Raw genomic sequence first — 13,494 nt, 5'->3', positions numbered from 1 at the left:
AAGGTAAAAAAATAACATGTCTGCTAAAAAACGAGGTTTAGGCCGAGGACTCGATGCCCTTTTAAGTTCATCAAAACCAGCGCCGAGCTCAAGCAAGGAACAAGACACAGTAAATGTGACTGAAGCTGTACAAACTGCAGCACAGCCCGTTGCGAATGAGTTGCAAAAGCTGCCTATTGAGTTTTTACACTCAGGAAAATACCAGCCTCGTAAAGATATGTCTGAAGAAGCGCTTGAGGAGTTAGCAAGCTCTATCCGCTCTCAAGGCATTATTCAGCCAATTGTGGTGCGCCCAGTTGCAGAAAATAGCTTTGAAATAATAGCCGGTGAGCGCCGTTGGCGTGCTGCACAAATAGCAAAGCTTGAAAGCGTACCTTGTATTGTAAAAGATGTGCCAGATGAAGCCGCCGTTGCTATTGCGCTGATAGAAAATATTCAGCGTGAAGATTTAAACGCAATGGAAGAAGCTATCGCTTTAAACAGATTATTGAATGAATTTGAATTAACGCACCAGCAAGTTGCCGATGCGGTGGGTAAATCGCGCACTACCGTGACCAATTTACTACGATTAAACAATTTAAATAGTGATGTTAAAATTCTGTTAGAGCATGGCGACATAGAAATGGGCCACGCACGCTGTTTATTAGCACTTGAAGGTGAAGCACAATCTGACGCTGCAAGATTAGCCGTAGCTAAAGCGCTAACTGTTCGCGAAACTGAAAAGTTAGTACGCTCAATTTTAGAGCCGGTTGCTGCTAAAGAAGCGCCTGAAAAAGACCCAGATGTTAAGCGTTTAGAGCAAAAATTAGCCGACAACTTAGGGGCTAAAGTAGAAATAAATTATAACGCGAAAGGCAAAGGTAAGTTGGTTATTTCTTACACCAATTTAGATGAGCTTGATGGCATTTTAAATCGTATAAATCACAGCAATACCGACCATTAAAATTTTACATGTCCGATAAGAGACATTTGTAGCTATTTTGTGTTACAAAGCGTCTACTCAAGTTGCAAAACTGGTAGGATTAAGTATAATTTCGCCAGTTTTCACACCCTAACAATTAGAACGCCATAAAGGTTAACTAAACGTGACTAATAAGTTAGCAAGACCTTATAGGCTTGCCGCATTTAAATTAATTTGTCTTCAGGGTATCGTAGCACTTGTAGCTGCAGTAATTATTTTTGTTGGTTGGGGAGTAAACGCCAGCGTATCAGCACTTGCTGGTAGCAGCGTAGCAATACTTCCCCACCTAGTATTTGCTCTTTATGCATTCAGATATATGGGTGCAAGCAAAGCAAATCAAGCGTATACCTCGTTAAAACGCGGTAACGGATTAAAATTTATGCTAACAATCGTATTGTTTGCACTGATACTCAAGTCAACCACGGTCGTTTTAGTGCCGTTTTTTTGTGTTTACGTATTTGTGCTCTTTACTGGATTGTTTGCACCCGTTTTTTTTAAACATTAACTTTTGGGATATAACATGGCTGCAGAAGAAGTTACTATATCAAGCCATATCCAGCATCACTTAACAAACGCTAAGATGTGTATGACCGACTCAGGTCTTGCCTTCAACAAAGCGTGTGCAGACAGTGGTTTCTGGACATGGAATATAGATACCCTCGCATGGTCAATCGGACTTGGTCTATTATTTTTATGGACCTTCCGAAGCGCCGCAAAGAAAGCTCACACCGGAGTACCGGGTAAATTTCAATGTTTTATTGAAATGATTGTTGAGTTCGTTGGAGACAACGTACGTGACACTTACCACGGTAAAAGCAAATTAATTGCTCCATTAGCCTTAACAATTTTTGTTTGGGTGTTCTTAATGAACTTAATGGATTTAATCCCAGTTGATTTCTTACCTGCACTTGCTGGTTTTGTTGGTGAACAAGCCTTTGGCATGGACTCACACGACGTTTACATGAAAATTGTACCTACCACAGACATAAACTTAACCGCTGCGTTAGCACTGGGTGTGTTTATTCTGATGATTGGTTACTCTATTAAAATTAAAGGGGTTGGTGGCTTCATTAAAGAGCTTACACTTCACCCGTTTAGCTCTAATAGCAAAGTGGCTATGATTTTCTTAATTCCTTGTAATTTATTACTAGAAACAATCGCTCTAGTGTCTAAGCCTTTCTCGTTAGCACTGCGTTTATTCGGTAACTTATACGCTGGTGAATTGATATTCATACTTATCGGCGCAGTTGGTTTAATGCAACTTCCGTTGCACTTTGTTTGGGCTGTATTCCATATCTTAGTAATCGTGTTACAAGCATTCGTATTTATGATGCTAACCATTGTTTACCTAAGCATGGCAAGTTCAGACAATCACTAATTTATACACTTTTTATATTTAACTTTAACAATTGAAACTTTGGAGAAAAAAATGGAACTAGTATTAGGTCTTAAGTACATCGCAGTTGCTTTACTTATCGGCTTCGGTGCAATCGGTACTGCTATCGGCTTCGGTAACATGGGTGGTAAATTCCTAGAAGCATGTGCGCGTCAGCCTGAACTTGCACCTTCATTACAAGTTAAGATGTTCATCCTAGCTGGTCTAATCGATGCGGTAGCAATGATCGGTGTTGGTATCGCAATGGTAATCCTGTTCGTACTTTAATTTTATTTTTTGAACAGCTTACTATTTTAAGGAGGAGCGGTCGTGAACATAACAGCCACTCTTATCGGTGAATTAATTGCGTTTACGGTGTTTGTACTATTTTGTATGAAATATGTATGGCCACCACTTAATGATGCAATTGAGTCTCGCCAGAAGAAAATTGAAGATGGTTTAGCTGCCTCTGATAGAGCCGAAAAAGACTTAGAACTTGCGCAACAAAAAGCTGCAGAACAGCTTAAAGATGCAAAAGCTCAAGCGGCTGATATCATTGAACAAGCTAAAAAGCGTGCCGTGCTTATTGTTGACGAAGAAACTGTTCGTGGACAAGAAGAGCGTGAAAAAATTATTGCTCAAGGGCACTCTGAAATTGAATCAGAGCGTAACCGTGTAACAGAAGAGCTACGTAAGCAAGTAGCAACTCTGGCAGTGGTTGGCGCTGAAAGAATTTTAGAGCGTGAAATCAATCAAGCCGCACATAGTGACATCGTTGAAAAACTTGTCGCTGAGCTGTAATTAGGAGGGTATGAGCATGTCTGAATTGACTACTATCGCTCGCCCATACGCTAAAGCGGCTTTTGAACTTGCCGTTGAAAAAGGCACAATTGAAAGCTGGAATGACATGTTGTTTTTTGCAGGCGAAGTTGCCAGCAATGAACAAGCATCAGCCATTCTAGCTGGATTGCCTACTGCTACTGCACAAGCTGAGTTATTTATTAACTTATGTGCTGAGCAGCTCAACGAACAAGGTCAGAACCTAGTTAAGGTGATGGCTGAAAATGGACGTTTGATTGCACTGCCTGAAGTTGCTCAGTTATTCGCTGCGTTTAAAGCAGAGTATGACAAAGAAATCGACGTAGATGTGATTTCGGCAACCCCTCTTGCTGCAGCGCAGCAAGAGTCATTGGTAGCGACACTTGAAAAACGTTTCGCACGCAAAGTTAAGCTGAATTGTAGTGAAGACGCTGCAGTTGTTGGCGGCCTTATTATTAAGGCGGGTGACACTGTAATCGACGGCTCAGTACGCGGTAAATTAAACCGCTTAGCCACAACACTACAATCGTAATTGGGAAAAAGAGCATGCAACTTAATTCCACTGAAATTTCAGATCTGATCAAACAACGTATTGAGCAGTTCGAAGTTGTAAGTGAAGCTCGTAACGAAGGTACTATCGTATCTGTTACTGACGGTATCATCCGCATCCACGGTCTAGCTGACTGTATGCAAGGTGAGATGATTGAGCTTCCAGGCAACCGTTATGCTATCGCACTAAACCTTGAGCGTGACTCAATTGGTGCAGTAGTTATGGGTCCTTACGCTGACCTTACTGAAGGCGTAAAAGTATACACAACTGGTCGTATCTTAGAAGTTCCTGTTGGTGCTGGCTTACTTGGTCGTGTTGTAAACACACTAGGTGCTCCTATCGACGGTAAAGGCGCTTTAGATAACGACGGTTTTGAACCTGTAGAAAAAATTGCACCAGGTGTAATCGAGCGTCAATCTGTAGATGAGCCAGTTCAAACTGGTTACAAATCTATTGATGCGATGATTCCAGTTGGTCGTGGTCAGCGTGAGCTTGTAATCGGTGACCGCCAAACAGGTAAAACTGCACTAGCAATCGATGCAATCATCAACCAAAAGAACACAGGCGTTAAGTGTGTGTACGTAGCGGTTGGCCAAAAAGCATCTACTATTGCTAACGTAGTACGTAAATTAGAAGAGCACGGTGCACTTGCAAATACTATCGTAGTTGTAGCATCTGCTTCTGAGTCTGCGGCACTTCAGTACTTAGCACCGTTCTCGGGCTGTACTATGGGTGAATACTTCCGTGACCGTGGTGAAAACGCATTAATCGTATATGATGATTTATCTAAGCAAGCTGTTGCTTACCGTCAAATCTCATTACTACTTAAGCGTCCACCAGGTCGTGAAGCATACCCAGGTGACGTATTCTACCTTCACTCGCGTCTTTTAGAGCGTGCATCGCGTGTAAACGCTGATTACGTTGAAAAGTTCACTAACGGTGAAGTGAAAGGACAAACTGGTTCATTGACGGCATTGCCAATCATTGAAACTCAAGGCGGCGACGTTTCTGCGTTCGTACCGACAAACGTTATCTCTATCACCGATGGTCAGATCTTCTTAGAAACTGACTTATTCAACTCAGGTATCCGTCCGGCAGTAAATGCTGGTATCTCGGTATCGCGTGTTGGTGGTGCTGCACAAACTAAAATCGTTAAGAAACTAGGTGGCGGTATCCGTCTAGCCCTAGCTCAGTACCGTGAATTAGCTGCGTTCTCGCAGTTCGCGTCTGACCTTGATGATGCAACTCGTGCTCAACTTGAGCATGGTGAGCGTGTAACAGAGCTAATGAAGCAGAAACAGTACGCACCAATGTCTGTTGCTGAAATGTCTTTGTCGTTATTTGCAGCTGAGAAAGGTTATCTTAAAGATATCGAAATCTCTAAAATTATGGATTTCGAAGCAGCTTTACTTTCTTATGCAAGTAGCACATACGCAGAGCTTGTGGCTCAAATCAATGAAACTGGTAACTACAACGCCGAGATCGAAGCGCAGCTTAAAGAACTTCTTGAGAAGTTCAAGTCTACGCAAACTTGGTAATTTAGTTATTAATGGTGCGCTTTAGTTTACTAAAGCACACCTTGATTCGGAGAGAGAGTCATGGCCAGCGGAAAAGAGATTAAAAGCAAGATCGGGAGTATTAAAAATACTCAAAAGATCACTAGCGCAATGGAAATGGTTGCTGCGTCTAAAATGAAAAAGGCGCAAGAACGAGTGGCTTCAAGCCGTCCATACGCTGACAAATTACGCAAAGTAATTGGTCGTGTTGCTCAAGCAAATCTTGATTTTACTCACCCGTTCTTAGAAGAACGTGAAGTAAAACGAGTTGGTTATATTGTTATCTCTACAGACCGTGGTCTATGTGGTGGCTTAAACTCAAATGAGTTTAAAAAAGTTGCATTAGACATTAAAGCGTGGAAAGAAAAAGGTGTGGACGCTGAGTTTGCAACTTTAGGTAGCAAAGCTGCTAGCTTCTTTCAACGTTTTGGCGGTCAAGTGCTTGCTAAAAAAGCAGGCCTTGGAGATAAGCCTTCAGTACAAGACGTAATTGGTCCTGTAAAAATTATGCTAGATGCATTCTCAGAAGGTAAAATTGACCGTTTATTCCTGGTATATAACAACTTTGTTAATACCATGAAGCAAGAACCAACAATTGACCAGTTACTCCCTTTGCCAAAAGCTGAAGAAGAAGTATCTGCCCACACATGGGACTACTTATACGAGCCAGGCCCAGACGCTATATTAGAGTCTTTGCTTGTACGCTTTGTTGAGTCTCAGGTATACCAAGGTGTGGTTGAGAACGCTGCCTCTGAACAGGCTGCCCGTATGGTTGCAATGAAAGCTGCAACAGATAATGCCGGCGACCTTATGGATGAGTTACAGCTTGTTTATAACAAGGCCCGCCAAGCGGCAATCACACAAGAAATTAGTGAGATTGTTTCTGGTTCAGCCGCAGTTTAATGCTTCAGGCAAAGATTAACGAGAGGAATAGACATGAGTTTAGGTAAGGTCGTCCAAATTATCGGTGCCGTTGTGGATATTGAGTTTTCTCAAGACAACGTGCCAGCCGTATATGACGCGCTAAAAGTAACAGATGGCGATTTAGCTGGTTTGACTTTAGAAGTTCAACAACAGCTAGGTGGCGGTGTTGTTCGTACTATCGCACTAGGTACTACTGACGGTTTACGTCGTGGTGCAGCGGTAGAAAATACAGGTGAAGCGATTCAAGTTCCAGTTGGTAAAGCAACGCTTGGTCGTATCATGAACGTACTTGGTGAGCCAATCGATGAAGCTGGCCCAATCGGCGAAGAAGACCGTATGTCTATTCACCGTGCAGCGCCTTCATACGAAGAGCAATCAAGTTCAGTAGAACTTTTAGAAACTGGTATCAAGGTAATCGACCTTGTATGTCCATTTGCTAAAGGTGGTAAAGTTGGTTTATTCGGTGGTGCCGGTGTAGGTAAAACCGTAAACATGATGGAACTTATCCGTAACATCGCAATCGAGCACAGCGGCTACTCAGTATTCGCAGGTGTTGGTGAGCGTACTCGTGAGGGTAACGATTTCTACCATGAGATGAACGATTCAAACGTACTTGATAAAGTATCGCTTGTATACGGTCAGATGAACGAGCCTCCTGGTAACCGTTTACGCGTAGCGTTAACTGGTCTTACTATGGCTGAGAAGTTCCGTGACGAAGGTCGCGATGTACTTTTCTTCGTAGATAACATCTACCGTTACACACTTGCTGGTACAGAAGTATCTGCACTTCTTGGTCGTATGCCATCAGCGGTAGGTTACCAGCCTACACTTGCTGAAGAGATGGGTGTACTTCAAGAGCGTATCGCTTCAACGAAGACAGGTTCAATTACATCAATCCAAGCGGTATACGTACCTGCGGATGATTTAACGGATCCATCTCCAGCAACTACCTTTGCTCACTTAGATGCAACAGTAGTACTTTCACGTGATATCGCATCACTTGGTATCTACCCAGCGGTAGACCCACTTGATTCATCTTCACGTCAACTTGACCCATTAGTAATTGGTCAAGAGCACTACGATACAGCACGTGGCGTTCAAACAGTTCTTCAGCGTTACAAAGAACTTAAAGACATCATTGCTATCCTAGGTATGGACGAGCTTTCTGACGAAGATAAGCAACTTGTATCTCGTGCACGTAAAATCCAGCGTTTCCTATCTCAGCCATTCTTCGTGGCAGAGGTATTTACAGGTGCGCCAGGTAAATACGTTTCACTAAAAGACACAATTGCTGGCTTTAAAGGCATTCTAAGCGGTGAATTTGATGACCTTCCAGAGCAAGCGTTCTACATGGTTGGCTCTATCGAAGAAGCTCAAGAAAAAGCTAAAAGCATGTAATTAGGAGGGTAGTATGGCAGCTATGACTGTACATCTTGACGTAGTAAGCGCAGAGCAGAGCTTGTTCTCTGGTCTAGTTGAATCGATTCAAGTATCTGGTAGTGAAGGTGAGCTTGGTGTTAATGCCGGTCACGCCCCACTACTAACTGCCCTTAAACCTGGTATGGTACGTTTAGTTAAGCAACATGGTGAAGAAGAACTGATCTATATTGCTGGCGGTACACTAGAAGTTCAACCGAACATAGTAACCGTACTTGCTGATACAGCTGTTCGTGGTGAAGACCTAGACGAGCAAGCCGCAGAGCAAGCTAAGCGTGACGCAGAAAGCCAAATGGCTAATGCGTCAGCTGCTGAATTTGATTATCAAAAAGCAGCTATGCAACTAGCAGAAGCTATTGCACAACTTCGCGTAATTCAGCAATTACGTAAAAAGTAAGCCTATCCGGTTTTTAAAAGCCCACGTTATGTGGGCTTTTTTGTGCCTGTAATTTGGCTTTACACTTATATCGGTTAGCAAAGCTGGTTACAATAAGTGTAATTATTATGAATAGTTTGTTTATGATAGATTCAGCCATTATTTTTTATAATACGGCTGAGTATGTATACATGGAGTGACATGCGTAATCTAGTTAAGCTACTTTCATTAACTCCTCACTAAAACAACGGAAAAAGGAAATTGTTTTAATGGCTCTAACAACAGTAATTCTTGCTGCGGGTAAAGGTACTCGTATGCGCTCTGCTCTACCTAAAGTTCTGCACAACGTTGCAGGTAAACCAATGGTGCAGCATGTTATAGATAACGCAAAGGCACTTGGTGCAACCACCACTAACTTAGTTTACGGGCACGGCGGCGAACTATTACAACAACAACTTGCCGATAACGACGTAAACTGGGTACTGCAAGCAGAACAACTTGGTACTGGCCACGCAGTAGCACAAGCAAACCCTCATATTAATGATGACGACACTGTACTTGTTTTATATGGTGATGTACCTCTTACAAAGCAATCAACACTTGAGCGCTTACTAGCTGCAACACCTAAAAATGGTTTGGCGGTATTAACAGTTAACTTGGTTAACCCAAATGGCTATGGCCGTATGCTACGAGAAGATGGCAAGCTTGTAGGTATTATTGAGCAAAAAGATGCAAGCGCTGAGCAGCTACTTATCAGCGAAGTAAACACCGGCATTATGGCGGTTAACGGCAAGCTTTTAAAAACATGGTTAGGCAATCTATCTAACAATAATGCGCAGGGTGAATACTACCTTACAGATATCGTTGCTATGGCGCACAGTGAAGGTGTAGAAATCACCTCAGCACAGCCCGATCATGCAATGGAAGTTGAAGGCGCAAACAACCGCGTACAACTTGCAGGCCTAGAGCGTGCTTATCAAGCATGGCAAGCAGAAGAGTTAATGTTAAATGGTGCCACCCTAGCCGACCCTGCTCGTATTGATGTACGTGGCAATGTTAAAACAGGCGAAGACGTATTAATTGATATAAACGTTATTTTTGAAGGTAATGTAACCCTAGGCAATAACGTACAAATTGGCCCTAACTGCGTACTTAAAAACTGTACCATAGGCGATAACGTTGTAATAAAAGCGAATACCCTAATTGAAGATGCAAGCGTAGCGGCTAAATGTACGCTAGGCCCATATGCTCGCCTGCGCCCTGGTGCGGTTATGGAAGAAGACTCGCACATTGGTAATTTTGTAGAGATGAAAAAAACCCGCTTAGGTAAAGGTTCTAAAGCAAACCACTTAAGTTACTTAGGCGATGCTGAAATTGGCGAAAAAGTGAATATAGGCGCAGGTACTATTACCTGTAACTACGATGGAGTTAATAAAGCAAAAACCATTATTGGTGATAACGCCTTTATTGGTTCTAACTCATCACTTGTTGCTCCTGTAAATATTGGTACAACAGCAACAATAGGAGCAGGCTCTGTGATCACCAGTACCGTTGAAGATGAGCAGCTTGCAATAGCACGCTCTAAACAGCGTAATTTAACGGGCTGGAAACGCCCAGTTAAAAAATAGCAACGATCATTACTTATTAAATAATTACAGCGAGTTTAACACTCGCTTTTTATTGCTTAAATTTTGACTGTTATTTAAACTTATAGTTAACGGATTAAAAATTACACTCAAGGAAGTCTTATGTCTGCATATGCTCGTCGTGCTGTCGCCGAAAGGCAGCGCCAAAATCAAATCAAAAACATACTATCAGGTAATAATCACACTCTTATCCAAATGAACTCAGCAGAGTTTGTAGACTACATTATTTCTGTAAAGATGAAGCAAGGTAAATCTCGTTCAGAAGTGGTTGATTGGCTTGATGAGTTACTGGAAGAGCACAATTCACTATCAAGTAAATGGAAACGAATTAAAGATTCATTAAAGACTGGAGGTGGACTCTATCCTTTATTTAATGATGTGAAGGCATTAGCCATTATAGCGGCTGCAATGCAGCGCCAAGGTAATGTTTTCGGTAAGTTTAAAATTAAAGTTTATAATGGTTCCCCCGCTATTATAATGACTTCTTACCCTGGTATCAGCGCTCATTTAACGGGTACTCGTTATTTAGCAAGCAACCCCAAACTTTTTACTATCGGTGTCGGTAAATTAGAAGCTGCAAAAGCGATGAAGGGTGGGTTTGTACTCACTCTAGTAATTTCAGTCACATTTCATGCCACAGACTATTTCTTAAACGATCAAAAAACATGGCATGACTTAGTGGCAGGTGTTGCGGTCGACATGGCAGTAGTTGGTGCCGCTATTGCTACAAGCTCAGCTATAATCGCCATGGGTGGGACTTTAATTGCAGGTATCGCTATAGCTCCTTTAATTATCGTTGTATCCGTAGGATTTCTATTTGCTTGGTTTTTTTCAGATACTACAGCATACGTGGATTATGTTATTAAAAGCCTTCGAATCGCTGAAAAAAATATTATAGATAAAAAAGTTATAATTAATAATCAAATACAGCAATTAGAGGACTCTTATAAAGAAAGCCCTGTTGATTTTATGAAGAGATTTTTTTCCATACCTATTTTTAATGAGGCTCCTCGCAAGTGAAGTTCTTAATTTGGAAAGAATTAGAGCCCCAATACGAAGAGGCTCGCAAGAATGAAATTTTTTCTAAAATTCTATTGTTGTTGATTATTTTAGTAATTATTTACCTGATTGGTATTAATTTTTATTATGAATATAAATTACTTTTTATGAGTAGTGAAGACCCGTTTTATTTTAAAGAAAGCAGTGGCAAAGTTTTGCTAATATCCTTAATTCCATTTTGGTTTTATTTTGCTATGGCAGCAATTCAATTTTTGTTTAAATTTAGTTTTAAGTTATCTATAAAACGAGCCATTCAAAGCGGTATTTACGCTTGTTTATTTTTGGCTATTGGAATTATACCATTTAATACCTATATAGAATCAAGCATAGAAAAGCGTGGCTATAGTTTTTGTAGTTGGTATACAGCACCTTCATTCCGTGCTCCTGATGTATGGTTAAAAAACGATGAGTTATGCTTACAAGATGGCTCTGTCATAATCAGTGATATAGTCGATTGGTTTGAGAAGAAAAATCAGCAAGGTATTGAGCCTTCTGTTAATGAGCTAAAAGAGTTTATAAAAGAAACTCGAAAAAGGCGTAATGAGAATATAAATAGCTTTTAGCTACAAAGATGATTTCATGGGTAATAAGCTAATCCTTAGCTGCAAGCGAGTTTAACACTCGCTTTTTTATTGCCGAAATCTAATGAAAATAGAAGTGCCATAGCTTTGTCATACCTTTGTGTTGTTATTTTGTTCAATACCACACTAAGGAAAATAACAATGTTAAAAAGGTCACTTATAGCACTTTCACTCATATCAGTATTAACGGGTTGCTCACTAGATGGAGATGACGGCCAAGACGGCACGCAAGGTATCCAAGGGGAGCAAGGCACAGCGGGTCAAAATGGTACTAACGGCACCAATGCAAACTCTGCGTTAAATATAAGTTTAGTAGGCCGCGCTGTACTTAATGCCCAAAGCCCCGAAGGTGCAGCCGAAATAGTCGCATATCAAGCATCTAAAAAGTGGATTTACGCCATTAACAGCTCTGGTGATGAAGCCGTTGTTAATATTATACCCGCCGACACCTTTGATACGGCGGCCCTTGTTCAAGATAACGAAGGGATAGTGAGTGCAACTAACCTAACATCAACTAGTACCCTTACCTTAAACGACAACACCCCTGGCGATGCCAACAGCATAGCAATAGATGAAAACAACCAAATACTAGCTGTGGCTATGGCTGCTAAAAATGTGGGCGAAGCGGGACAAATTGCATTTTACGACATAAGCGGCGATGCACCCGCATTCATAAAAAATGTACCAGCAGGCTTTTTACCAGACATGGTGACTTTTAACCACGACGGTACAAAAATAGTTGTAGCCAATGAAGGTGAACCTAATGGCGATTACAGTATCGACCCAGAAGGCTCTGTAAGCATAATTAATATAGTAGAAGGTGTAGTAGCTGATACGGCAACTAATATTGACTTTACTAATTACAATAGTCAGCAAGCTGAACTTGAGTCTGATGGATTTGTGTTTGCTAACCCTACAGGGCGCACTATTAACGGAAATGTAATAAATACGACAGTAGCTATGGATTTAGAGCCTGAGTACGTCAGCATTTCTAAAGATAACAAATATGCCTACGTATCAATTCAAGAAAATAACGGTCTCGCTATTATTAACCTAGAAGATAATAGCGTAGAGCTAAAATCGCTAGGCTTTAAAGACTGGTCAAATTTACAAATAGATGCATCAGATAAAGACGGCGGTGTTAATTTTAAATCGTACCCAGGGCTTTATGGTATGTATCAGCCAGATACAATTTCAAGCTTTAGCTGGAAAGGCGCAAACTTTATAGTATCGGCAAATGAAGGTGATGCACGCGAGTACTTCTTTGATGTAACAGATGAAGCAGACTGCACAGCAAAGGGCGGCCTAGATTACGATGAAGATGATGGCTGTCTTGCCTATATAGATGAAAGCCGCGTTGAAGATTTAACGCTTGCAGCTAATTTTGACTACTTAAATAACGACGATGACGATATAGGCCGCTTGAAGGTAAACACTGTAAAAGGTGATACGAATGACGACGGTCAATACGAATCGCTTTATGCCTATGGTGCACGCTCATTTACTATTTGGGACAGTAATGGGCTGGTGGTATTTGACTCAGGCGATGACATAGGTCGTATTACCGCATCGGTTCATGGTGAAGCCTTTAATAACAATGAAGATGAAAACGAAGGTGACACACGCTCAGATGATAAAGGCGCAGAACCCGAAGCGCTAACAATAGGTACGATAGACGAACGCACTTTTGCCTTTATAGGTCTTGAGCGCATGGGCGGGATTATGGTTTACGATATTACCAACCCTTACGATGTGCAATTTGAAGATTACTTTTATAACCGTGGTGTAATAGAAGGGGCAGATATAACCGGCGACCTTGCACCCGAAGGCATGGTGTTTGTAACTGCCGAACAAAGTGCGACAGGCGAGCCACTGCTTATAATCGGTAATGAGATCTCAGGTTCTATAGCTGTATGGCAAATTGCAGCAAATTAAAACCAACAAAGCAGTACAGCGATTACTAAATGTACTGCTTTTTCTAACGCGCAAATATTAGCTGTAAAATAGCGACTTAACATGCGCGTTTTTTAATCTAAAATCAGCCCGTAGGCCTTTGTTTGTATGCGTTTTATACTAAATTCATTTATTTGTCAAAAAGCTGAAATAAAACATTGACCCCCGCTCGAATCTCCCTATAATGCGACCCCACTGAGACGGGAAACGCTGAAGCATAGCAAGGCACAACGGCTTAGAGAGTTAAGTAAAACTTC

The 13,494-nt window shown here is 41.4% G+C and carries 14 protein-coding genes; all 14 read left to right on the top strand.

The features are described 5' to 3' along the window. Positions 1-16: 16 nt before the first annotated feature. A complete protein-coding gene (locus PSH41_RS18790) occupies positions 17-943 on the top strand; it encodes a ParB/RepB/Spo0J family partition protein (protein ID WP_004588068.1) in 927 nt (308 codons plus the stop codon). Positions 944-1,085: 142 nt separating this feature from the next. Further along, positions 1,086-1,466 (top strand): ATP synthase subunit I, encoded by a 381-nt coding sequence (locus tag PSH41_RS18785; protein WP_024032126.1) that lies wholly within the window; start codon positions 1,086-1,088, stop codon positions 1,464-1,466. A gap of 15 nt (positions 1,467-1,481) precedes the next feature. Next, positions 1,482-2,339, top strand: coding sequence for a F0F1 ATP synthase subunit A (gene atpB, locus PSH41_RS18780; RefSeq protein WP_004588070.1), 858 nt, complete (start codon positions 1,482-1,484; stop codon positions 2,337-2,339). A gap of 51 nt (positions 2,340-2,390) precedes the next feature. Further along, a complete protein-coding gene (atpE, locus tag PSH41_RS18775) occupies positions 2,391-2,624 on the top strand; it encodes a F0F1 ATP synthase subunit C (protein ID WP_004588071.1) in 234 nt (77 codons plus the stop codon). A gap of 42 nt (positions 2,625-2,666) precedes the next feature. Then, entirely contained in the window at positions 2,667-3,137 is a 471-nt protein-coding gene (gene atpF, locus PSH41_RS18770; RefSeq protein ID WP_004588072.1) for a F0F1 ATP synthase subunit B, read from the top strand. Positions 3,138-3,153: 16 nt separating this feature from the next. Then, positions 3,154-3,687, top strand: a complete 534-nt coding sequence (gene atpH, locus PSH41_RS18765) for a F0F1 ATP synthase subunit delta (RefSeq protein ID WP_004588073.1) — start codon at positions 3,154-3,156, stop codon at positions 3,685-3,687. Positions 3,688-3,701: 14 nt separating this feature from the next. After that, complete coding sequence (gene atpA / locus PSH41_RS18760) at positions 3,702-5,243, top strand: F0F1 ATP synthase subunit alpha (RefSeq protein WP_004588074.1); 1,542 nt, start codon at positions 3,702-3,704, stop codon at positions 5,241-5,243. A gap of 60 nt (positions 5,244-5,303) precedes the next feature. Beyond that, positions 5,304-6,164, top strand: a complete 861-nt coding sequence (atpG, locus tag PSH41_RS18755; protein WP_004588075.1) for a F0F1 ATP synthase subunit gamma — start codon at positions 5,304-5,306, stop codon at positions 6,162-6,164. A gap of 33 nt (positions 6,165-6,197) precedes the next feature. Further along, positions 6,198-7,583, top strand: coding sequence for a F0F1 ATP synthase subunit beta (gene atpD / locus PSH41_RS18750; protein WP_004588076.1), 1,386 nt, complete (start codon positions 6,198-6,200; stop codon positions 7,581-7,583). A gap of 13 nt (positions 7,584-7,596) precedes the next feature. Next, complete coding sequence (locus PSH41_RS18745; protein ID WP_004588077.1) at positions 7,597-8,019, top strand: F0F1 ATP synthase subunit epsilon; 423 nt, start codon at positions 7,597-7,599, stop codon at positions 8,017-8,019. Positions 8,020-8,267: 248 nt separating this feature from the next. After that, on the top strand, positions 8,268-9,626 hold the full coding sequence (glmU, locus tag PSH41_RS18740; RefSeq protein WP_273589923.1) for a bifunctional UDP-N-acetylglucosamine diphosphorylase/glucosamine-1-phosphate N-acetyltransferase GlmU: 1,359 nt from the start codon (positions 8,268-8,270) through the stop codon (positions 9,624-9,626). A 120-nt stretch (positions 9,627-9,746) separates the two neighbouring features. Beyond that, complete coding sequence (locus PSH41_RS18735; RefSeq protein WP_273589922.1) at positions 9,747-10,664, top strand: hypothetical protein; 918 nt, start codon at positions 9,747-9,749, stop codon at positions 10,662-10,664. Further along, positions 10,661-11,266, top strand: coding sequence for a DUF1240 domain-containing protein (locus PSH41_RS18730; RefSeq protein ID WP_273589921.1), 606 nt, complete (start codon positions 10,661-10,663; stop codon positions 11,264-11,266). Before PSH41_RS18735 ends, PSH41_RS18730 begins: the two co-directional genes overlap by 4 nt. 159 nt (positions 11,267-11,425) lie before the next feature. Beyond that, complete coding sequence (locus PSH41_RS18725) at positions 11,426-13,219, top strand: choice-of-anchor I family protein (protein WP_273589920.1); 1,794 nt, start codon at positions 11,426-11,428, stop codon at positions 13,217-13,219. Positions 13,220-13,494 lie beyond the last annotated feature (275 nt).

The organism is Pseudoalteromonas sp. CST2 (assembly GCF_028599385.1).
Taxonomy (GTDB): domain Bacteria; phylum Pseudomonadota; class Gammaproteobacteria; order Enterobacterales; family Alteromonadaceae; genus Pseudoalteromonas; species Pseudoalteromonas atlantica.
The sequence above is the reverse complement of the archived record's forward strand: the minus strand, read 5'-3'. Positions and strand labels throughout refer to the sequence as shown.

What these genes read in the sequence shown, in the direction of transcription:
- PSH41_RS18790 (WP_004588068.1), top strand. Translation starts at nt 17, where the DNA reads ATGTCTGCTAAAAAACGAGGTTTAGGCCGAGGACTCGATGCCCTTTTA.
- atpB (WP_004588070.1), top strand. Translation starts at nt 1,482, where the DNA reads ATGGCTGCAGAAGAAGTTACTATATCAAGCCATATCCAGCATCACTTA.
- atpE (WP_004588071.1), top strand. Translation starts at nt 2,391, where the DNA reads ATGGAACTAGTATTAGGTCTTAAGTACATCGCAGTTGCTTTACTTATC.
- atpH (WP_004588073.1), top strand. Translation starts at nt 3,154, where the DNA reads ATGTCTGAATTGACTACTATCGCTCGCCCATACGCTAAAGCGGCTTTT.
- atpA (WP_004588074.1), top strand. Translation starts at nt 3,702, where the DNA reads ATGCAACTTAATTCCACTGAAATTTCAGATCTGATCAAACAACGTATT.
- atpG (WP_004588075.1), top strand. Translation starts at nt 5,304, where the DNA reads ATGGCCAGCGGAAAAGAGATTAAAAGCAAGATCGGGAGTATTAAAAAT.
- atpD (WP_004588076.1), top strand. Translation starts at nt 6,198, where the DNA reads ATGAGTTTAGGTAAGGTCGTCCAAATTATCGGTGCCGTTGTGGATATT.
- PSH41_RS18745 (WP_004588077.1), top strand. Translation starts at nt 7,597, where the DNA reads ATGGCAGCTATGACTGTACATCTTGACGTAGTAAGCGCAGAGCAGAGC.
- glmU (WP_273589923.1), top strand. Translation starts at nt 8,268, where the DNA reads ATGGCTCTAACAACAGTAATTCTTGCTGCGGGTAAAGGTACTCGTATG.
- PSH41_RS18735 (WP_273589922.1), top strand. Translation starts at nt 9,747, where the DNA reads ATGTCTGCATATGCTCGTCGTGCTGTCGCCGAAAGGCAGCGCCAAAAT.
- PSH41_RS18725 (WP_273589920.1), top strand. Translation starts at nt 11,426, where the DNA reads ATGTTAAAAAGGTCACTTATAGCACTTTCACTCATATCAGTATTAACG.